The organism is Allobosea lathyri, from assembly GCF_900108245.1.
In the GTDB taxonomy this organism is placed as follows: Bacteria; Pseudomonadota; Alphaproteobacteria; order Rhizobiales; family Beijerinckiaceae; genus Allobosea; species Allobosea lathyri.
Genome location: NZ_FNUY01000010.1, coordinates 68,410 through 87,531, shown reverse-complemented (window position 1 = coordinate 87,531; position 19,122 = coordinate 68,410). Strand labels below are relative to the sequence as shown.

At 66.0% G+C, this 19,122-nt stretch carries 18 protein-coding genes; 4 read left to right on the top strand and 14 right to left on the bottom strand.

Features of this window, described 5'->3' with window-relative positions; genetic code table 11:
- Nucleotides 1–48 precede the first annotated feature (48 nt).
- The 14 genes from C4S73_RS21305 to C4S73_RS21240 all read right to left on the bottom strand — a co-directional run bounded on the left by C4S73_RS21305 (nt 49) and on the right by C4S73_RS21240 (nt 14,388).
- Nucleotides 49–2,205 carry a sodium-translocating pyrophosphatase gene (locus tag C4S73_RS21305; protein WP_103874545.1) on the bottom strand — a complete coding sequence of 719 codons (2,157 nt, stop codon included), beginning with the start codon at nt 2,203–2,205 and terminating at the stop codon, nt 49–51.
- 246 nt (nt 2,206–2,451) lie between these two features.
- Nucleotides 2,452–3,249 (bottom strand): (S)-ureidoglycine aminohydrolase, encoded by a 798-nt coding sequence (gene allE / locus C4S73_RS21300; protein ID WP_103874544.1) that lies wholly within the window; start codon nt 3,247–3,249, stop codon nt 2,452–2,454.
- A gap of 37 nt (nt 3,250–3,286) precedes the next feature.
- Nucleotides 3,287–4,492 carry an MFS transporter gene (locus C4S73_RS21295; RefSeq protein WP_103874543.1) on the bottom strand — a complete coding sequence of 402 codons (1,206 nt, stop codon included), beginning with the start codon at nt 4,490–4,492 and terminating at the stop codon, nt 3,287–3,289.
- A gap of 42 nt (nt 4,493–4,534) precedes the next feature.
- The gene (thiL, locus tag C4S73_RS21290; RefSeq protein WP_103874542.1) at nt 4,535–5,533 is read right to left on the bottom strand and encodes a thiamine-phosphate kinase; all 999 of its coding nucleotides are present in this window, start codon (nt 5,531–5,533) and stop codon (nt 4,535–4,537) included.
- Between the two features lie 7 nt (nt 5,534–5,540).
- Nucleotides 5,541–5,993 carry a transcription antitermination factor NusB gene (nusB, locus tag C4S73_RS21285; protein ID WP_103874541.1) on the bottom strand — a complete coding sequence of 151 codons (453 nt, stop codon included), beginning with the start codon at nt 5,991–5,993 and terminating at the stop codon, nt 5,541–5,543.
- 11 nt (nt 5,994–6,004) lie between these two features.
- On the bottom strand, nt 6,005–6,559 hold the full coding sequence (ribH, locus tag C4S73_RS21280) for a 6,7-dimethyl-8-ribityllumazine synthase (protein WP_103874540.1): 555 nt from the start codon (nt 6,557–6,559) through the stop codon (nt 6,005–6,007).
- 186 nt (nt 6,560–6,745) lie between these two features.
- Nucleotides 6,746–7,393 carry a riboflavin synthase gene (locus C4S73_RS21275; RefSeq protein ID WP_103874539.1) on the bottom strand — a complete coding sequence of 216 codons (648 nt, stop codon included), beginning with the start codon at nt 7,391–7,393 and terminating at the stop codon, nt 6,746–6,748.
- Nucleotides 7,393–8,526: a bifunctional diaminohydroxyphosphoribosylaminopyrimidine deaminase/5-amino-6-(5-phosphoribosylamino)uracil reductase RibD gene (gene ribD, locus C4S73_RS21270; protein WP_200828069.1), complete on the bottom strand. Its 1,134-nt coding sequence runs from the start codon at nt 8,524–8,526 to the stop codon at nt 7,393–7,395. Before ribD ends, C4S73_RS21275 begins: the two co-directional genes overlap by 1 nt.
- Nucleotides 8,519–9,016 (bottom strand): transcriptional regulator NrdR, encoded by a 498-nt coding sequence (gene nrdR, locus C4S73_RS21265; protein ID WP_103874537.1) that lies wholly within the window; start codon nt 9,014–9,016, stop codon nt 8,519–8,521. Before nrdR ends, ribD begins: the two co-directional genes overlap by 8 nt.
- 71 nt (nt 9,017–9,087) lie before the next feature.
- Entirely contained in the window at nt 9,088–10,389 is a 1,302-nt protein-coding gene (glyA, locus tag C4S73_RS21260; RefSeq protein ID WP_103874661.1) for a serine hydroxymethyltransferase, read from the bottom strand.
- A 218-nt stretch (nt 10,390–10,607) separates the two neighbouring features.
- Complete coding sequence (locus C4S73_RS21255) at nt 10,608–11,849, bottom strand: L,D-transpeptidase family protein (protein ID WP_425290362.1); 1,242 nt, start codon at nt 11,847–11,849, stop codon at nt 10,608–10,610.
- A gap of 317 nt (nt 11,850–12,166) precedes the next feature.
- Nucleotides 12,167–12,679, bottom strand: a complete 513-nt coding sequence (gene ldtR / locus C4S73_RS21250; RefSeq protein ID WP_103874535.1) for a transcriptional regulator LdtR — start codon at nt 12,677–12,679, stop codon at nt 12,167–12,169.
- 207 nt (nt 12,680–12,886) lie between these two features.
- Nucleotides 12,887–13,330 carry a DUF6163 family protein gene (locus tag C4S73_RS21245; RefSeq protein WP_103874534.1) on the bottom strand — a complete coding sequence of 148 codons (444 nt, stop codon included), beginning with the start codon at nt 13,328–13,330 and terminating at the stop codon, nt 12,887–12,889.
- A 2-nt stretch (nt 13,331–13,332) separates the two neighbouring features.
- The gene (locus C4S73_RS21240) at nt 13,333–14,388 is read right to left on the bottom strand and encodes an enoyl-CoA hydratase/isomerase family protein (RefSeq protein ID WP_103874533.1); all 1,056 of its coding nucleotides are present in this window, start codon (nt 14,386–14,388) and stop codon (nt 13,333–13,335) included.
- Nucleotides 14,389–14,678: 290 nt separating this feature from the next.
- On the opposite strand from C4S73_RS21240, the gene hemB reads away from it, so the two are divergent.
- The 4 genes from hemB (at nt 14,679) to C4S73_RS21220 (ending at nt 19,041) form a co-directional block, all read left to right on the top strand.
- Nucleotides 14,679–15,734, top strand: coding sequence for a porphobilinogen synthase (gene hemB, locus C4S73_RS21235; RefSeq protein ID WP_103874660.1), 1,056 nt, complete (start codon nt 14,679–14,681; stop codon nt 15,732–15,734).
- Nucleotides 15,735–15,910: 176 nt separating this feature from the next.
- Nucleotides 15,911–17,245, top strand: a complete 1,335-nt coding sequence (locus C4S73_RS21230) for a branched-chain amino acid ABC transporter permease (protein ID WP_160115867.1) — start codon at nt 15,911–15,913, stop codon at nt 17,243–17,245.
- A 12-nt stretch (nt 17,246–17,257) separates the two neighbouring features.
- Nucleotides 17,258–18,502 carry a threonine ammonia-lyase gene (locus C4S73_RS21225; protein WP_103874531.1) on the top strand — a complete coding sequence of 415 codons (1,245 nt, stop codon included), beginning with the start codon at nt 17,258–17,260 and terminating at the stop codon, nt 18,500–18,502.
- A 65-nt stretch (nt 18,503–18,567) separates the two neighbouring features.
- A complete protein-coding gene (locus C4S73_RS21220) occupies nt 18,568–19,041 on the top strand; it encodes an RDD family protein (protein WP_103874530.1) in 474 nt (157 codons plus the stop codon).
- The last annotated feature ends 81 nt before the right edge of the window (nt 19,042–19,122 follow it).

The following is a 19,122-nucleotide window of genomic DNA, read 5'->3' as shown; positions in this document are numbered from 1 at the left end:
CCGCGGATCGCTCCGCGGGGTTTCTGGATTGACGCAGTCGCTGACAGCTCAGGAGTGAGCGAGTATCGCCAGCAGCAGGAGTGCGATGATGTTGGTGATCTTGATCGCGGGGTTCACGGCGGGGCCCGCCGTGTCCTTGTAGGGGTCGCCGACGGTGTCGCCGGTGACCGAGGCCTTGTGTGCCTCGGAGCCCTTCATGTGGCGGACGCCGTCCTTGTCGACGAAGCCGTCCTCGAAGGACTTCTTGGCGTTGTCCCAGGCGCCGCCGCCCGAGGTCATCGAGATCGCGACGAAGATGCCGGTGACGATGACGCCCAACAGCATGGCGCCGACAGCCGCAAAGGCCTGGTTCTTGCCGGCGATGGCGTTGATCGCGAAGAAGGTCACGATCGGCGCGAGCACAGGCAGCAGCGAAGGCACGATCATCTCCTTGATCGCAGCCTTGGTCAGCAGATCGACGGCGCGGGCGTAATCGGGCCGCTCCGTGCCGTTCATGATGCCGGGCTTCTCCTTGAACTGGCGCCGGACCTCTTCCACCACCGAACCTGCAGCGCGACCGACCGCGGTCATGCCCATGCCGGCGAAGAGGAAGGGGATCAGGCCGCCCAGCAGCAGGCCAACGACGACATAGGGGTTCGACAGCGAGAAATCGACGACCACGCCCTTGAAGTACTGGAATGTGGTCGAGCCCGCCTTGTTGGCCTCGCCGATGAAGAAGTTGAGGTCCGACGTGTAGGCGGCAAACAGCACGAGCGCGCCGAGGCCGGCCGAGCCGATAGCATAGCCCTTTGTGATCGCCTTGGTGGTATTGCCGACCGCGTCGAGCGCGTCCGTGGAGTGGCGCACTTCCTTGGGCAGGCCCGCCATTTCGGCGATGCCGCCGGCATTGTCGGTGACGGGGCCGAAGGCATCGAGCGCCACGACCACGCCGGCCAGCGCCAGCATGGCGGTGGTGGCGATCGCGATGCCGAACAGGCCGGCAAAGCCATAGGAGACGATGATGCCGGCGACGATCACGAGGGTCGGCAGCGCCGTCGATTCCAGGGAAACCGCGAGGCCCTGGATGACGTTGGTGCCATGGCCTGTGACCGAGGCCTGGGCGATCGAGACGACCGGGCGCTTGCCCGTGCCGGTGTAGTATTCGGTGATGACGACGATCAGCAGCGTGACCGCGAGGCCGACCAGCGCGCAGGCGAAGAGCCCGCCCGAGGTGAAGGTGACGCCCTGAACCGTGGTGAAGGAGGCCGAGAAACCGCCGAACATCAGGTAGTTCACCGCCGCGATCGCGCCGACGGAGAGCACGCCTGCTGCAATGAAGCCCTTGTAGAGCGCGCCCATGATCGACTGGTTGGCGCCGAGCTTCACGAAGAAGGTGCCGATGATCGAGGTCACGATACAAGCCGCGCCGATCGCCATCGGGTAGAGCATCATCGTGCCGAGCGTCGCCTGGCCCGCGAAGAAGATCGCCGCCAGCACCATGGTCGCGACCAGCGTCACCGCATAGGTCTCGAAGAGGTCGGCGGCCATGCCGGCGCAGTCACCGACATTGTCGCCGACATTGTCGGCGATCGTGGCGGGGTTACGCGGATCGTCTTCCGGGATCCCGGCCTCGACCTTGCCGACGAGGTCAGCGCCAACGTCCGCGCCCTTGGTGAAGATGCCGCCGCCCAGACGGGCGAAGATGGAGATCAGCGAGGCGCCGAAGCCCAGCGCGACGAGCGAGTCGATCACGGTACGGCTAGACGGGGCAAAGCCGAGGAAGGAGGTCAGGACGCCGTAATAGACGGCGACGCCGAGCAGGGCCAGGCCTGCCACCAGCATGCCGGTGACCGCGCCCGCCTTGAAGGCGACGTCGAGGCCCTCGCCCAGCGACTGCATCGCGGCTTGCGCGGTGCGGACATTGGCGCGCACGGAGACGTTCATGCCGATGAAGCCGGCGAGTCCAGACAATACCGCGCCGATCAGGAAGCCGATGCCGACCCATTTTCCAAGGAGATAGATCAGGATCACGAGGAGCACGACGCCGACCATGGCAATCGTCATGTACTGGCGCTTGAGATAGGCCTGCGCGCCCTCGGCGACCGCAGCGGAGATCTCCTGCATGCGCTGGTTGCCGGCGTCGCGCTTCATGACATCGCCATAGGCCCAGACGCCATAGGCTATCGATAACGCACTCAGAATGATGATGAGAGGCAGAGCTGACATTCGATTTCCTGACCTTGAGCGTTCGACCCGCGGGAAGGCTTTGCGCTTCCCTTAACGTTCTTGGACGCCAGACTCATGAAAATGCGGGGGCCGAAGGACTCAGCACCCGCAGCGCATCGTCAGTGTCAGCTCGATTTGTGCCAAGTTTCGAACAAAATCGCAAACGCGCTCATCGCACTCTGGATCACCTCCAAAGCCGTTCAGTTCAGGTTTCGCCTGCACCGAGACCGGCGCCTGAAATGCCGGTCAGAGCGCAACGTCGCGATTGACGTTCTTATAGAGCAGATAACAGGCATCGGCGAAGCCTGTGGGGTAGAATTGCTGCGGGCAATACCCGCCCATCCAGATGAAATCGCGCTCCCAGATCTCGTGCCATTCGGTCCCGAGGAAATAGAGGCCCTGCCCTTCCAGCATGTAGAGCCCGTGTTCCATGACGTGGGTCTCGACATCGGGAAAGCATGCGCCGGTCTTGAACCACATCAGGTTCATCTCGAAATCGAAGCGCATGTCGCCATAAGGCAGCAGGAACTGGAAGCCGCGCCCCTCGAACCCGGTATGATTGGTCACCGGCACAGCGTCGCGATGCGAGACGATCGCCTCCGGCACTGGCAGGCCGGCGGGCTCGTAGCGCTTGCGCAGGGCCAGCACGCGCGCGGGCTCCGGTCCGTCATTGCGCAACGAGAATGCCATTCCAGGCGGGACATAGGCGAAGCTGCCGGGCGTGAAGGCCTGCGGGGCGCCGCCATCGACCGTGAAAAGCGCCTGACCGGACAGGACATAGTAGAAATGCTGGATTCCGTCCTCGCGGAAGGGCGCGCGCGTTCCGCCTGATGGCTCGATCTCCAGCACATATTGCGCAAAGCGGGCGCCGAGCACGGGAGCGGCGAGGATCCGGGCGATGGTCCGCTCGAAATGCGGCAGGCGGCTGACCAGCACGCCTTCGGGCGGCATGAAAGCATAGTTCGGGCGGACGACGCCGCGGTTGTGGCCGATCGCTCCGGGAGGAAGACGCCCGGCCGTGACGGGAAACTGGTGGGGACGCATCGCTTTCCTCCTGTTCGACATCTGCCGACGATGATGATCAGGCCGGCACCGCCCGCCGCGATAAGGCCTGCCACGCAACCAGCGCAAGCGCGATGGCAACAGGCGGGAAGACCAGCCAGTTCACGCTGGTCCAGCCACCGGCATGAAGCAGGCCGCCCGACGAGAAGGAAGCGATCGCGACGGAGCCGAAGACCAGGAAGTCATTGGCTGCCTGGACCTTGACGCGCTCCTCGGGGCGGTAGCAGTCGGTGACCAGCGCGGTCGCACCGATGAAGCCGAAATTCCAGCCGATTCCGAGCAGCACCAGCGCGATCCAGAAATGGGCGACGCTCAGGCCGGACAGCCCGACGATGGCCGCGAGCGCCGTCAGGATCAGCCCCAGAGCCGTGATCTTCTCCTTGCCGAAGCGGGCGATGAGCCGGCCGGTGAAGAAACTCGGCCCGAACATCGCCAGCACATGCCATTGAATGCCGAGCGCGGCATCACCCACCGAATGGCCGCAGGCGACCATGGCGAGCGGAGCGGCCGTCATGACGAAACTCATCAGCCCATAGGCGACGAGCGCTGCTATGACCGAGGCGATGAATTTCGGCTGGCGCATGATCTCGCCCAGCGGCCGCCCGCCCGCCGTCTTCACCGCCGCGACGGGCGGGGCCCGAAGGCGGATGACGACGAGGATCGCGATCAGCGCGAGGCAGCCCTGCGCCAGGAAGCTCGCGGCGAAGGGCGCCGCGGGCGTCAGGTCCCGCGTCCAATAGACCGATTGCGGGCCGATTACGCCGGCCGCGATGCCGCCGATCATGACCCATGAGATCGCGCGCGGCTTGAAGCTCTCGGTCGCGGTATCGGCCGCAGCGAAACGGTAGCTCTGGACGAAAGCGCCGTAGAGGCCGCACATGAAGGTGCCCAGGCAGAACAGCCAGAACAGCCGCGAGCCTGCTCCCGCCGCCGCGATGCTCGCCGCCATGGCGCCGATCAGGGCCCCGATGACATAGCCATCGCGTCGCCCGAGCCGGCGCATCAGCATGGCCGCGGGAATGACGCCGCAGGCGATGCCGAACTGCATCAGGCTGACCGGGACCGTCGCGAAGGTCTGGTCCTCGACAAGGCTGGAGCCGACGATGCCGCCGAGCGAGATGACGATCGAGGGGCTCGCACCGCCAAGCGCCTGGGCGCAGGCGAGCACCAGAGCATTGCGCTTGGCCAGGGCGTCGCCATCGCTCGCGGGGACATGCTGGTTCATCGGGAAGCTGCCAATCCAGATTGGCAGCCGGGCGAGCCGCCGTCAGAAGTGAGAGAAGGAGCCGTGCGCGAATTCGCGCACCCTGCCCTTCTCGCGATAGTGCACCACGCCAGCCTCCGCAGTGATACGGCCGATCTGCGTCAGCGGGACGGATATTTCCCCCGCACCGGCCATCAGAGCAGAATATTCCCTTTCCGGCATCGTGCAGAGAATTTCGTAGTCGTCTCCGCCCGTCCAGGCCAGTTCCGCAAGCGCGGGATCGGCCATGACCGCCGCGCGGGCCGCAGGCGAGAGCGGAACCGCATCCAGCTCGATATCGGCGCCGACGCCAGAGGCCTTGAGCAGTTTGGCGAGGTCTCCGATCAGCCCGTCCGATACGTCCATGGCGGCAGAAGCATGACGCTGCAGCGCCTCTGCCAGCGCCAGGCGCGGTTGCGGGTGGAGATAGCGATCGGCCAGGAAATCCCGCTCGGCCGCGCCAAGCTGGGCGACCCAGGCCGGCCTGGCGGGTCCATGAGCCTTCAATCCCAGCGCGCCATCCCCGATCGTCCCGGAGACCAGCACGAGATCGCCGGGTTTCGCGCCTGAGCGCGGCACCATGCGGCCGGCGGGAACACTGCCAAAGGCGGTAATGGAAAGCGTCAGGGGGCCGGGCGTCGAAACCGTGTCGCCACCGATCAGGGGGCAGCCGCCCTCGCCCGCGATGCGGCTGAGTCCGGCCGCGAAATCGGCGAGCCAGCTTTCGGTCCAGCCTTGCGGCAGCGCCAGGGTCAGCACGAAGCCGTCGGGCCGGGCGCCCTTGGCGGCGAGATCGGAGAGATTGACCGCAAGGGCCTTGCGCGCGATCGAGGCGGGCGGATCGTCGGGAAAGAAATGCACGCCCGCGACCAGCGCATCGGTCGTGACGACGATCTCGTAGCCGCGCGCCGGCCTGAGCAGGCCGGCATCATCGACGAGTCCAAGCCCGCCAGCCCCTGCGATCGGAGCGAAATGGCGGGCGATCAGCTCGAATTCGCCGGGACGGTCGCTTGCGGCGGCCATGGCGATGTCAGGCCGTCGCCGCGTCGAACTCGTCGGCCCGGAAGTCCCGGGCCATCTTGTCCAGGACAGCGTTGATCATGCCGATCTCCTCGCCATCGTAGAAGCCGCGCGCGACCGCGACATATTCGGAGATCACGGCGCGGGCCGGCACATCCTTGCGGAAAGCGAGCTCATAGGCGCCAGCGCGCAGCACCGCGCGCACGACCGCCTCGACGCGCTTCAGGGGCCAGCCGGAGGCAAGCACCTCGTCGACCGAGCGATCGACCAGCCGCTGCTCGCGAACCACACCGCCGAGCAGATCGCGGAAGAAGGCGATCTCGGCCTTGGGAAGCTCGATATCCTCGACCTCCTTGCCGATCCAGAAGGACTCGAACTCGGCCATGGCCTCGACCACGCCGCGCCCGCCGATCTCCATTTCGTAGAGCGCCTGGACGACGGAAAGCCGCGCGCCCCGGCGCATCTCGGCCCGGCTCACTTCAGTTGCTCCGCAGGAAGGCTGGCAGGAAGGCTGGCAGGAAGACTGGATTGCTCCGCCAGCGAGCGCTTGTACCGTAGCACGGCAAGCGCCGCTTCAGCCGCACCGCCGCCCTTGTCCATCTCGGAACGGTTGGCGCGAGCCCAGGCCTGCGCCTCGTTCTCGACGGTCAGGATGCCGTTGCCGAGCGGCAGGGCGAAGGCCACGGAGATGTCCATCAACGCGCGCGAGCTTTCGCCGGCGACGATGTCGTAATGGCCGGTCTCGCCACGAATGACCGTGCCGAGCGCGATCACCGCCTCGTAAGGGTCGACCGACTCGTCGGCCGCGCGCATGCCGATGATGATGGCCGAGGGAATTTCCAATGCGCCGGGCACGGTGACCACATCGACGCGGCACTCGGCCTTGTCGAGCACGGCCAGCGCACCCTCCAGCAATTCATCGGCGAGCTTGTCGTAGAAGCGCGCCTCGATGACGAGCACGCGGGCGCCGTCCAGCGAGACGGCAGGAGTTGCGGCCTTGTCGGCCGAGATCTGCCGGGGTCCGGCCATGGTTCTTGTCCTCTGAATACGAAGGGCACCGGGCCAGCAGAGCCCAAAGCACTTACAGCCCTCATCCTGAGGAGCCATTTCGGCAGAAATGGCGTCTCGAAGGATGCTCCAGCGCGCACTGGAAGCATCCTTCGAGACGCCGCGTTCCGCGGCTCCTCAGGATGAGGGCTGAGTTGAAACGGGCTCTTAGCCCTCCCGACGCGCCTCTGCAAGCCGCGCGGCGTAACGGGCCATCAAATCGACCTCGATATGGATGGGATCGCCCGCCTTGCGTTCGCCCCAGGTGGTGACGCTGAAGGAGTGCGGAATCAGCAGCACCGTGAAGACATCTCCCTCGACGCCGTTGACGGTCAGCGAGGTCCCGTCGAGGCAGATCGAGCCCTTGGTTGCGATAAAGGAAGAAAGTCCCTGCGGCGCGCGGATGTGAAAGCGCGCCGTCGCGCCCCATGGTGCATCGGGATCGGCGGCAATCGGATCGATCGTCAAGATCCTTGCGACGCCGTCGACATGGCCGGCGACGAGGTGGCCGCCGAGCTCGTCCCCGACCTTGAGCGAGCGCTCCAGATTGACCGCGGTGCCCGGCTGCCAATCGCCCACCAGCGTCTTGGACAGCGTCTCGGCAGCGGCCTCGACCTGGAAGATGCAGCCCGGCTGGCCATCGTTGCGCGGACGCAGGGCCGTGACGGTGAGGCAGACGCCGGCGCAGGCGATGGAGGCGCCGATCTCGATGCCGGCGGCGTCATAGGGGCTGGCGATGGCGAGACGCTTCAGGCTCGGGCCCTTGCTTTCGGCCTCCACAACCGTGCCGATGGCGGTGACGATGCCGGTGAACATCAGCCTGTCCTCTCAAAATGCTCGAAATGGTCGTGACCGATCAACCCGGTCTCGATCAGGGCGTAAACATCTCTATTGGCCAGCAATCCCGCAAGACCGGGACGTATGGCGACAACGCCGGGACGCCCCAGCGAATTTGGCGAGGTCGAGACGATGACCTCGTCGACGAGCCCCGCCACAGCCAGCTTCTCGGCGATGGTCGGGCCGCCTTCCGAAAAGACGCGGGTGATCCCGCGCGTACCCAGCAGGCGCAACGCTTCGCCGAGGTCGAGATGGCCGTCGGGGCCTGCCGAGACGCGCATGACCTCGATACCGGCCGCGACCAGCGCCAGTTCGCGATCGACCGGTGCCGATTCTGCTGCAATGACCCAGACTGGGATTTCGCCAGCCGTCCGCACAAGCTGAGCGTGCAGCGGCAGGCGAAGGGCCGAATCGAGAATGACGCGGATCGGCGAGCGGGCCGCCATGCCGGGCAGGCGCACGCTCAGCAGCGGATCGTCGGCCAGTACGGAGCCGATGCCGAGCATGATCGCGTCGTGATGGGCGCGCTTTAGGTGGACCCAGCCATTGGCCGCGGGACAGGATACGGCGATACGCTCGTTGCCGGCCCCGCCTGCATAGCCGTCAGCGGTGCGCGCGACCTTGAAGGTCACCATCGGCCGCCCCTGCGTGACGCGCAGCACATGGCCGCGATGGGTGCGCTGCGCCTCGCCCTCCAGGACACCTGTCGTCACCGCTATCCCGGCCGTCCGCAGCAGCGCGAAGCCGAGCCCGCGAAACCGCGGGTTCGGATCGGCCATTGCGGCCACGACCCGTTTCACCCCGGCCAGGATCGAGCGCTCGACGCAAGGCGTGGCGGCGCGGATGGTGCGATGGGAGCAGGGTTCGAGGGTGACGTAGAGCGTGCCGCCGGCAGCAGCGTTCGGCCCGGCCCGGTCGAACGCATTCGCCTCGCCATGCGGCCTGCCGCCGGGCTGCGTATGCCCGCGCGCGACGATGACGGGACCGTCTTGCGTATCCTGCGTGACGACGGCGCCGACACAAGGATTTGGCCAGGTCGTGCCCTGCCCGCGCGCCCCGAAATCGAGGGCCTGCCGCATGAAGGCGCGATCGATCGCGCTACTGTCAGTCATCGTTGCGGACTGGCGACGGCGCGACTGCGCCCTCCTCCTCATCGGCACTGAGCTGGCCGAGAATCTCTTCAAAATCACGGGCTTCGCGGAAATTCTTGTAGACCGACGCGAAGCGGACATAGGCGACATCGTCGAGCGCCTTCAGGCCCTCCATGACGAGTTCGCCGATGGCGGAACTCGCGATATCGGCCTCACCCGAGCTTTCGAGCTGGCGCACGATGCCGTTGACCATGCGCTCGACGCGCTCGGGCGCAACCGCGCGCTTGCGCAGCGCGATATCGATCGAGGTCTGGAGCTTGTCGCGGTCGAAGGCGGTGCGCCGGCCGGAACGCTTGACCACCGTCAGCTCGCGCAGCTGCACGCGCTCGAAGGTCGTGAAACGGCCGCCGCAATCGGGGCAGACCCGGCGGCGGCGAATCGAGGCGGAATCGTCGGTGGGACGGGAATCCTTCACCTGCGTGTCGAGGGAACCGCAATAAGGACAGCGCATGGCGGGTTCTCAAAGGTGAGTTGGACAGAAACGGGCGGCGGCGCGCGAGGCGACCGCCGCCTGCCCCCGTCTCAATAGATCGGGAAGCGCGCGGTCAGCTCGTGCGCCTTGGCCTTGACCGCCTGCTCGACGGCGGCATTGCCCTCTTCGCCATTCACTGCAAGGCCATCCAGAACCTCGGCGATCAGCTCGCCGACGCGCTGGAACTCGGCAACGCCGAAACCGCGCGATGTCGCAGCCGGCGTGCCCAGCCGAATGCCGGAGGTCACCATCGGCTTCTCGGGATCGAAGGGAATGCCGTTCTTGTTGCAGGTGATGTGGGCGCGGCCGAGAGCGGCTTCCGCCGCCTTGCCGGTGATCTTCTTGGAGCGCAGGTCGACCAGCATCAGATGGTTGTCGGTGCCGCCGGTGACGAGGTCGAAGCCCTTGGTCTTCAAGGTCTCGGCCAGCGCCTTGGCGTTCTCGACCACGGCGCGGGCATAGACCTTGAACTCCGGCTGCAGCGCTTCCTGGAACGACACCGCCTTGGCGGCGATGACATGCATCAGCGGTCCGCCCTGGATGCCCGGGAAGATGGCGGAGTTGAACTTCTTCGCCAGCGCCTCGTCATTGGTCAGGATCATGCCGCCGCGCGGGCCGCGCAGGGTCTTGTGCGTCGTCGTCGATGCGACATGGGCATGGGGGAATGGCGAGGGATGCGAGCCACCAGCTACGAGGCCGGCGAAATGGGCCATGTCGACAAACAGATAGGCGCCGACCTTGTCGGCGATCTCGCGGAAGCGGGCGAAGTCCCAATGGCGCGCATAGGCCGAGCCGCCGGCCACGATGACCTTGGGCTTGTGCTCGATGGCGAGGCGCTCCAGCGCGTCCATGTCGATGGTCTGGTCGACGACGCAGACGCCATAGGACACGACGTTGAACCATTTGCCGGACTGGTTGACCGGGGCGCCATGAGTGAGATGCCCGCCGGCAGCGAGATCGAGCCCCATGAAGGTGTCGCCCGGCTGCATCAGCGCCATGAAGACCGCCTGATTGGCCTGGCTGCCGGAATTCGGCTGGACGTTGGCGAAGGAGCAACCGAACAGTCGGCAGGCGCGCTCGATCGCGAGCTTTTCGGCGATATCGACGAACTGGCAGCCGCCGTAATAGCGGCGGCCGGGATAACCTTCCGCATATTTGTTGGTCATCACCGAGCCCTGCGCTTCGAGCACGGCGCGCGAGACGATGTTCTCCGAGGCAATCAGCTCGATCTCGTCGCGCTGGCGACCGAGTTCGAGTTCGATCGCGCGGGCGATCTCGGGGTCCGAATCCGCAAGCGAGGCCGCGAAAAAGGAATTGGAGAAATGCTTGTCGGCGGCGGCGTCACGGCTCATGGCTGTCTCCTCGGCGCTTTGGCTCGTCGCGGGCCGCCAGATCGGGCGCAGATGGCGGTCTCGGTTCGCCGGCTGCGTAGCATGCGCAAGCGGGTCATTCCAAGCACCGATGCGGGCGACATGACCGCACGGCATGCGCCGCACCCGCGAAACCTCCCAAAAACGAAAACCCCGGCACGACGGCCGGGGTTTGATGGTCGCTTCAGGCCGTCAGCCGATCAGATATCCTGATCGCCCTGCAGCTGAGCCACAGGTGCGGGTCCAAGCCCGTCCTTGTTGTAGATGTCGTCGCGGAACTGCACGCCACCATCGGGCGTCGCCCAGGCGGTGACATAGACCCAGTAGCACGGCACCGGATTGCTGATGCGTGCGTTGACGCGCTCGCCCGACAGGATCGTCTCGTCGATCTTGGCGCGATCCCAGCCGGGTGTCTCCTTGAGCAGCCAGGCGACATAGTCGCGCACGTTCTGGACGCGCATGCAGCCTGACGAAACGAAGCGATAGTCGTCGCCGAAGACGCCCTTGGCCGGCGTGTCGTGCATGTAGACGCCGTGAGGGCTCGGGATATTGATGCGCACGAAGCCGAGCGAGTTGAAATCGCCGCCCGGATCCTGGCGGAAGGTGTAGCGGGTCGCCTCGTCCGAGCGCCAGTTAACCTGGGCGGGCGGAATCTCGCCGCTGGGGCCGATGATCCTGATCTTGTTCTCGGTCAGATAGTTCGGCTCTTTCTGCATCTTCGGGATCAGATCCTTGCGGATGATCGAGGCAGGAACCGTCCAGGTCGGATTGAAATTGATCTCAGGGATTTTGGTCTGAAGCAGCGGCGACTGACGGTCGATCTTGCCGACGCCGGCAGCGTGGCGCGTCGCGACATGGCCGTTCTCGACAGTCTCGACCATCGCGGCGGGAATGTTGGCGACGACGTAGCGGTTGCCGAGATTGCCCGACCAGGAACGCAGGCGCACCACATTGGTCTCGAGTTGGCGGATGCGGCGGTCGATCGGCACGTTCAGCGCGTTGACGGTGGCGCGGTTGATCGCACCCGTCGTCGACAGCCCGACGCGGGACTGGAAGCGGCGAACGCCAGCCTCGACATAGGAATCATAGACGTTGCTGGTGCCGGCGGAGGCGTCGAGATCGCCCGTGATGATCAGGCGCTGGCGCAGCGCGATGACGGCAGGTCCGCGCGAGCCGATGGCGAGCTTGTCGCCGATCTGTACCGGCTGCCAGCCGCCGCGGGCGGCAAGATCGCGATAGGCGACGATGGCCTGCTCGGTCGCCTGGAGTGATTCGGGCGAGAGCATCGGTGTCGAAGAGCGAGCGACCGCGTTGCGCGCGCCGGCATCATAGCTCTGGCGCCACTCCGCCTGCTGCGCGAAGGCCGGGACTGACGCTGCCGTGGCAGCGCCCGAAAGCAGCGCGAGCACGGTTTCGCGTCGGGTCAGGCTCATATTCGACATCGCTTCCCTCTTTGACTTCGCCCATATAGCGGGCCGCAACTTCGTTCACCGGCGGGCCGCGTGAAAACGTCGCCGAAAAGGCGGCGCCCGCGATCGCGAACAGCGCCCATCCAGGCGACGGTGTCGTAGCACGGTTAACGTGGCGTGATGAGAGCGGCGAATTTAGGGCATGCCAGCCTTCTGCCGCATGCATGGCGCGCGTGCCACAGTTGCCGGAGAGGGCAACGCGAGGGCAACGCGGCACAGCCCCCGAGGCTTGCGCCCGGGAGCAGTGTCAGCGGTTCGACGGCCTGAAAGCGAGCCCGGACCGGCCGATTTCAGAGCTTGTAGCGGATCTGGTCGGTCCAGAAGCGCTCCAGGCGCAACAGGGCATTGTTCATGCGCTCGAAATCGTCAGGCGCGATTCCGCCGATCTGCTCGACCGTGCGGACGTGCTTGTCGTAGACGCCCTTCACGAGATTGTGCACTTCGGCGCCCTTCTCGGTCAGGCTGATGCGGACCGAGCGGCGATCGATGCGCGACCGCGCATGATGGAGGTAGCCGAGTTCGACCAGCTTCTTGACGTTGTAGGAGACGTTCGAACCGAGATAGTAACCGCGCGTCCGCAACTCGCTGGCGGAGAGCTCGGCATCGCCGATATTGTAGAGCAGCAGCGCCTGGACGCTGTTGACGTCGTCGCGTCCACGACGCTCGAACTCGTCCTTGATGACGTCGAGAAGACGCCGATGCAGCCGTTCAACCAGGGTCAGAGACTCAAGGTAAAGTGGCTTCACATTCAGATCAGCTTCTTCCGTCTTGGGAGCAGCTGAAGTCTTTACGCTCGCTTTCATGGTATATCCCGCCTGTTGAGCATCGGTCAGGATTAAACTCCCGATCCGCTTCTGAAGAACACCATAGGCGGCACGGATGAAAACGAGTTTAAATATCAGGATGAATCGGAGATTTACCCCTTTGGGTGAATCGTAAGTGAAGCCAGAAACGCTTAAGCTAAAGCGTTTATTACCAAGGCCGGACGCAATCGAGCCATTCGACGCCTGTCAGGAGCCCTCATTCTCCGCCGCCCAGGTCGCCAGAAAATAGGTCGCGATCAAGGCCAGATAGGCGCCCGACATCCACGGCGCCATAGGCAGGAACCGAGGAAAGAAGAAGCCCAGAAGAATCTGGCTGAGAGCGGCCAGCAGCCAGAGAACGCCACCCCAGGTGCTGGTCAGCCACAGGCCCACGGCGGCCACGAGGTCGATCACCGCGAAATACACGATGATCGCCTGGAAGCTGAGCAAACGGGATTCGAAGGGTGGCTGGTCGTCGCCGCTGACCCCGAAGATCACGGCCCAGGCCATCAGGCCCTTGGCCATCCAGAACACCGAAAGCAGCCGCAGCAGCCAGACGAGCACGAGCCGCCAGCGCGTCTTGGCGGTCTTCGTTGCCTGCTCGCCTGCACGCGTGCCGCGCAGGACCTCGCCATCCCCTCCCAGGCCCAAGCTCACGCCTCCAGCACGAGTTCATCGGCCCCGAGCGGAGCGAAATAGGCAGAGATCGCGGCGGGATCGAGCGCTTCCATCGTCGCTGGCTCCCAGCGCGGGGCATGGTCCTTGTCGATGACGACGGCACGGACGCCTTCATAGAAATCGTGGCCGCGCGCGATGCGCGAGACGATGCGGAATTCCGTTCGCATCGCCTCGGCGAAATCGAGGCCCGCGCCGCGCCGCATCTGCTCGAAAGCGATCGCGATGCTGGTCGGGGATTTCGTGGCGAGCGTCTGCAGCAGCTTTCCGGCAAAGGCGCTGCCGCCTTCGGCTGCTGCTTTCAGGCGCTGGAGGATGGTGGCGAGGCTGGCGCCTCCGAAGCATTCGGCGATGGTTGCCCGCTCGCCCGCAAGCTTTTGGGGGCCGGGGTCATGAGTGAAGCCGGCGAGGATGTCGTCGAGCGCGCCACGGCCCGTCAGCGCATCGGCCAGCTCCGCCATTTGCGCGCTCGGGACGGCATGGGTCGCAAGGCCGAGCGCCAGGGCATCGGGGGCACCGACCCTGTCGCCCGTCAGGGCCAGGTAGATACCACCAGCGCCCGGCAGTCGCGGCAGCGCGAAGGTGGCGCCGACATCGGGAAAGAAGCCGATCCCGACCTCCGGCATGGCGAAGAGATAGCGGTCGCCGGCGATGCGATGGCTGCCATGCAGGGATATGCCGACGCCGCCGCCCATGACGATGCCGTCGATCAGGGAGATGTAGGGCTTCGAATAGGCCTTGATGCGCGCGTTGAGGATGTATTCCTCGCGCCAGAAGGACAGCATCTCGTCATACTGGCCGGCGCGGCCGAGATCATGCAACGCTTTGATGTCGCCGCCTGCCGAGAAGGCCTTTTCGCTGGCGCTGGTTACGACGACACGCGTCACCACCGGGTCGTTTTCCCAGGCGTCGAGCGCGCGCGCCAACTCCCTGACCATGCCGAGGCTCAGCGCGTTCAGGGCCTTGGGACGGTTGAGGAGGACGATGCCGGCGGCGCCCCGCACCTCGCAAATGATCTCGGCGTCCTGCGACATGCGGCACGTACCCTTGAGCGAACTTGTGCGGCGGTTCTGGGCCGGGGCGCCGACGCTTGTCAACGCGTGGCCATGCACAGCGCGATTTGGCTCGGCGCGATTTGGCACCGATGACGAAGGCAGACGCGCGGCGCAATCTGGCGTTGCGACCATGCGCCCTGTTTTGGAACGGTTCCTATGTGCTATGGAGGATTTCGGAGCGTGCGCATCAAACGCGACGCACGCAGCACGAGACCGCCTGAAGGGCCGATGCCCTCCCCGGTATCGTGATCGAGCAAGGCGAAGGCATCATGGAATCTCGGGTTGTGCGACCGTTCCCTGCTCCGCAGGCGCGCCAGGACGAGGCTTTCGGCGGATCGTTGGGACTGACCCGGCGTCTTCGGCGCAACCGCAAGGCCGACTGGTCGCGGCGCCTGGTGCGCGAGTCCGTCCTGACCACGGATGACCTGATCTGGCCGCTCTTCCTGATGGATTCCAGCCAAGCCCGCACGCCGGTCGCCTGGATGCCCGGTGTCGACCGCCTCAACATCGACGAGGCCGTGCGCCAGAGCGCGCATGCGGCAGCGCTCGGCATCCCCGCGATCGCCCCCTTCCCCTTCGTCGAGAAATCCCTGCGCGACCCGACCGGGTCGGAAGCGCTCAATGCGCGCAACCTGATGTGCCGCGCGGTGCGGGCCATCAAGGCCGAGGTTCCGCAGATCGGCATCATCTGCGACGCTGCGCTCGACCCCTACACCTCGCACGGCCATGACGGCGTGATGGACGGCGAAACCGTGCTCAACGATGCCAGCGTCCACATTCTGACCCAGCAGGCGCTGGCGCTGGCCGATGCCGGCGCCGATGTGATCGCGCCCTCGGACATGATGGACGGGCGCGTCGGGGCGATCCGCGCCGCTCTCGACGCCAACGGCTTCGAGATGACGCAGATCATGGCCTATGCGGCGAAATATGCGTCGGCATTCTACGGGCCGTTTCGCGATGCCATCGGCACCAACGCCACGCTGATCGGCGACAAGCGCACCTATCAGATGGACCCGGCCAATTCCGACGAGGCCATCGCCGAGGTCGCGCTCGATCTCGACGAAGGCGCCGACATGGTGATGATCAAGCCCGGCCTGCCCTATCTCGACATCGTGGCGCGAGTGAAGGACCAGTTCCGCGTCCCGACCTTCGCCTACCAGGTCTCAGGCGAGTACGCGATGATCGTGGCCGCCGCGCAGAATGGCTGGCTCGATGGGGACAAGGCGATGATGGAGAGCCTGATGGCCTTCAAGCGCGCCGGGGCCGATGGCGTGCTGACCTATTTCGCGCCGAAGGTGGCCGAAAGGCTGAAGGCGGGCGGCTAAGGCACGCCCGTTCGACGAATCCAAGTCGTCATTGGCCAAGTCGTAACTGGTCAAGTCGCTATTGCGAGCGCAGCGAAGCAATCCAGCGCTTTGCTCTACGCCTCCTGGATTGCTTCGTTGCGCTCGCAATGACGGCAATGGCGCGACAAGCCGCATCTTGCGCTAGTCTTGCCCCGATGCGCGCCCTGCCCCTGATTCTAGCGACACTGCTGTTGCTCGCCGGCTGCGGCGAGGGCTTTGACACCGACCAGACGCGGCTGTGCCGGCAGGCGATCCCGGCACTCAACCCGCCGGAGGCGCGCATCGCCATCGAGCGCGCCACCGCCGGCCCGCTGCCTAATACCCTGCGCCTGTTCTACCGCAGCCAGTCCGGCTCGGGATCCACCCGCAGGCGCAGCATCGACTGCCTGTTCGCCGGGGAAGGCGGTGCGATCCAGCGCGGCGCGCTGATCGGCGTTGCCTCCGACGGCAGACCGATGAGCGATGCAAGCTTCTACCTGCTGCGGCGCTTCTATCTGGAGAACAGGGCGGAGCCGCCGCCCGACCCCGGCATGGAGCCCAGCGAAAACCTGCCGGTCCTTCCCTTCGCCCTCGCCTACGGCCTCCAGCAGGCCATGAGCGCCCTGCCCTCGGCGGCGATCTACGCTCTCCTCGCTTCGGCTTACGCACTGATCTACGGGCTGACCGGCCGCATCATCCTGAGTTTCGGCGAATTCGCAGCATTGGGAGCGCTGGCCTCCGTCGTCGGCGTTGCGCTGCTGGTCACGCTTGCGGTCTCGACGCCGGCCTCGGGCCTCGTCGTCGCCTTTGCCGTGGCCATTCTGGTCGCAGCCTTCCATGGTTTTGCGATGGGGCGGTTCGTGCTGCGCCATCTCGAACGGTCCAACGGCCAGCAGGTGCTGATCGCAACCATCGGACTTGCCATCGCCATGTCGGAATATCTGCGACTGGCCCAGGGGCCGGAATTGCGCTGGCTGCCGCCCGTCTTCAACGAGCCCATCGCGGTGGCGCGGGCCGGAAGCTTCATCGTCACGGCAAACCCGCTCGGACTCGTTCTTGCCGCCTGCGGGCTGGGCGTGGCGCTCGGACTGGTCCTCCTGCTCAGATACTCGGCCTATGGCCGGGCCTGGCGCGCGGTTTCCGACGATGCGCGCACGGCCGCATTGTTTGGTGTCGAAGCGCGGCGGGTGCACGATGTCGCGCTCATCCTCGCCTGTGCCGCCTGCGGCATGGCGGGCGTGATCGTCACGGTGATCTATGGCGGCATGGGCTTTGCCGGCGGCTTCTCGCTCGGGCTCAAGGCATTGGTCGCCGCTATCCTCGGCGGCATCGGCTCCGTCAGCGGCGCGGCGCTCGGCGGGCTCTGCATAGCGCTGTTCGAAGTGGTGTGGTCGTCGACGATGCCGCTCGAATCGCGCGACATCGCGGTTTATTCCCTGCTCGTTCTGGTGCTGATCCTGCGCCCGGGCGGCTTCTTCGGCGATGGCGCGCTGGCGCCACGACAGGTTTGAACGGAACCGGATATGAGCGAACCCTTCGCGATCACCCCCGAGGATGTCGAAGAGGCGGCGCGTCGCATCGAGGGCCATGTGCTGCGCACGCCTCTGGTGCCGGCGCCGCGTCTTTCCGAACTCACCGGCGCGACCGTGCTGGTCAAGCATGAGAACATGCAGGCGACCGCCTCCTTCAAGGAGCGCGGCGCGGTCAACAAGCTCCTAACGCTGGACGAGGACGAGAAGTCGCGCGGCGTCATCGCCATGTCGGCCGGCAACCATGCCCAGGCGGTCGCCTATCACGCGCGGCGCTTCGGCATCCCCGCGACGATCGTGATGCCCGAGACGACGCCGCTGGTGAAGGTCGAGAACACCCGCGCCCATGGCGCCCGCGTCGTGCTCCATGGCGAGACGCTCTACGAATCCGCCCAGCGCGCCCGCGAACTCGCGCAGGCCGAGGAACTGGTTTTCGTCCACCCCTATGACGACGCAGCCGTGATGGCGGGCCAGGGCACGATCGCGCGCGAAATGCTCGACGACGAGCCGGATCTCGACGTGCTGATCATCCCGCTGGGTGGCGGTGGGTTGATGGCCGGCAATGCGGTCGCGGCCAAGGCGCTGAAGCCCGGCATCGAGCTGATCGGCGTCGAGGCTGCGCTTTACCCGTCCTTCTACAATGCGGTGAATGCCGAGGACATGCCGATCGGCGGTGCGACGCTGGCCGAGGGCATCGCGGTCAAGACCGTCGGTGTGCAGACGCTGCCGATCGTCTCCAGCCTCGTCTCCGACATCGTGCTCGTCGGCGAAGATCTGATCGAGCGGGCCGTCAACGCCTATGCCTCGCTCCAGCACAGCCTTGCCGAGGGGGCCGGGGCGGCCGGTCTCGCCGCCATGCTGAAGGAGCCGCAGCGCTATGCCGGCCGCAAGGTCGGGCTCGTGCTCTGCGGCGGCAATATCGACACGCGCCTGCTGGCGGCGATCATGGTGCGCGAACTCGAACGCGAAAGCCGAATCGTCGCCTTCCGCCTGACCACGAGCGACCGGCCGGGCCTGCTCGGCAAGGTCGCGAGCATGCTGGGCAATGAAGGCGCCAACATCCTCGAGGTCAGCCATGGCCGCCTCTTCCTCGACGTACCGGCCAAGGGCGTCTCGCTCGACGTCACCGTCGAGACGCGCGGCGAGGCGCATTCGCTCGCGATCGAGGCCGCTCTGCGCGAAAGTGGCTTTGCGCCACGCCGTATCTTTCCGCGTGGCCTTGCGGAACCGGGACGCTGATCAAACATTATCAGCGCGGCACCGCCTTTTTCCCTCCCGGCGCCGCAGGAGCAGAATCGAAGACGATGAGCAACCAGCGCTACAGCCAGCCCGCGATCACCCCGATCAACGAGCGCCCCCTTCAGAATGTCAGCGGCGTGCTGGGATCGCGGCTCTTCGCCTGGATCGGGGATATCATCGTGCTCTTCATCCTCGGCTGGCTCATCTTCTTCCTCCTGCTCGTCCTCGGCGTCGTGACCTTTGGGGCGACCTGGCTGCTGATCCCGATCGCGACGGTTGCGACCGGGCTGGGCTATGCCGCGCTGACGATCGGCGGACCGCGCCAGTCGACATGGGGCATGCGCATGGCAGGCCTCAGGGTCGAGACCGCCGATGGCGGGCGGCCCGACGGGCTGGCCGCGGCCGTGCACGCGCTGCTGTTCTATGTTGCGGCCGGGACTGTCGCGCTTTGGGTTCTCGACATCCTGTGCGGCGTCGCCCGCTCCGACCGCCGGCTCGGCCACGACCTCTTGACTGGATTGGTCGTGGTGCGCGCCTGAGCGATCGAGGCGGCGGCAATCGAGAGCTTCGCCTTCGCCGCGTCAGACGTTCTGTACGGCCCCGGCCAGTTGCCTCGCGCA

What these genes read in the sequence shown, in the direction of transcription:
- nrdR (WP_103874537.1), bottom strand. Translation starts at nt 9,016, where the DNA reads ATGCGCTGTCCTTATTGCGGTTCCCTCGACACGCAGGTGAAGGATTCC.
- C4S73_RS21275 (WP_103874539.1), bottom strand. Translation starts at nt 7,393, where the DNA reads ATGTTCACCGGCATCGTCACCGCCATCGGCACGGTTGTGGAGGCCGAA.
- glyA (WP_103874661.1), bottom strand. Translation starts at nt 10,389, where the DNA reads ATGAGCCGTGACGCCGCCGCCGACAAGCATTTCTCCAATTCCTTTTTC.
- C4S73_RS21305 (WP_103874545.1), bottom strand. Translation starts at nt 2,205, where the DNA reads ATGTCAGCTCTGCCTCTCATCATCATTCTGAGTGCGTTATCGATAGCC.
- allE (WP_103874544.1), bottom strand. Translation starts at nt 3,249, where the DNA reads ATGCGTCCCCACCAGTTTCCCGTCACGGCCGGGCGTCTTCCTCCCGGA.
- thiL (WP_103874542.1), bottom strand. Translation starts at nt 5,533, where the DNA reads ATGGCCGCCGCAAGCGACCGTCCCGGCGAATTCGAGCTGATCGCCCGC.
- ribD (WP_200828069.1), bottom strand. Translation starts at nt 8,526, where the DNA reads ATGACTGACAGTAGCGCGATCGATCGCGCCTTCATGCGGCAGGCCCTC.
- hemB (WP_103874660.1), top strand. Translation starts at nt 14,679, where the DNA reads ATGGAATCTCGGGTTGTGCGACCGTTCCCTGCTCCGCAGGCGCGCCAG.
- C4S73_RS21255 (WP_425290362.1), bottom strand. Translation starts at nt 11,849, where the DNA reads ATGTCGAATATGAGCCTGACCCGACGCGAAACCGTGCTCGCGCTGCTT.
- C4S73_RS21220 (WP_103874530.1), top strand. Translation starts at nt 18,568, where the DNA reads ATGAGCAACCAGCGCTACAGCCAGCCCGCGATCACCCCGATCAACGAG.
- nusB (WP_103874541.1), bottom strand. Translation starts at nt 5,993, where the DNA reads ATGCGCCGGGGCGCGCGGCTTTCCGTCGTCCAGGCGCTCTACGAAATG.
- C4S73_RS21240 (WP_103874533.1), bottom strand. Translation starts at nt 14,388, where the DNA reads ATGTCGCAGGACGCCGAGATCATTTGCGAGGTGCGGGGCGCCGCCGGC.
- C4S73_RS21230 (WP_160115867.1), top strand. Translation starts at nt 15,911, where the DNA reads ATGCGCGCCCTGCCCCTGATTCTAGCGACACTGCTGTTGCTCGCCGGC.
- ribH (WP_103874540.1), bottom strand. Translation starts at nt 6,559, where the DNA reads ATGGCCGGACCCCGGCAGATCTCGGCCGACAAGGCCGCAACTCCTGCC.
- C4S73_RS21225 (WP_103874531.1), top strand. Translation starts at nt 17,258, where the DNA reads ATGAGCGAACCCTTCGCGATCACCCCCGAGGATGTCGAAGAGGCGGCG.
- C4S73_RS21295 (WP_103874543.1), bottom strand. Translation starts at nt 4,492, where the DNA reads ATGAACCAGCATGTCCCCGCGAGCGATGGCGACGCCCTGGCCAAGCGC.
- ldtR (WP_103874535.1), bottom strand. Translation starts at nt 12,679, where the DNA reads ATGAAAGCGAGCGTAAAGACTTCAGCTGCTCCCAAGACGGAAGAAGCT.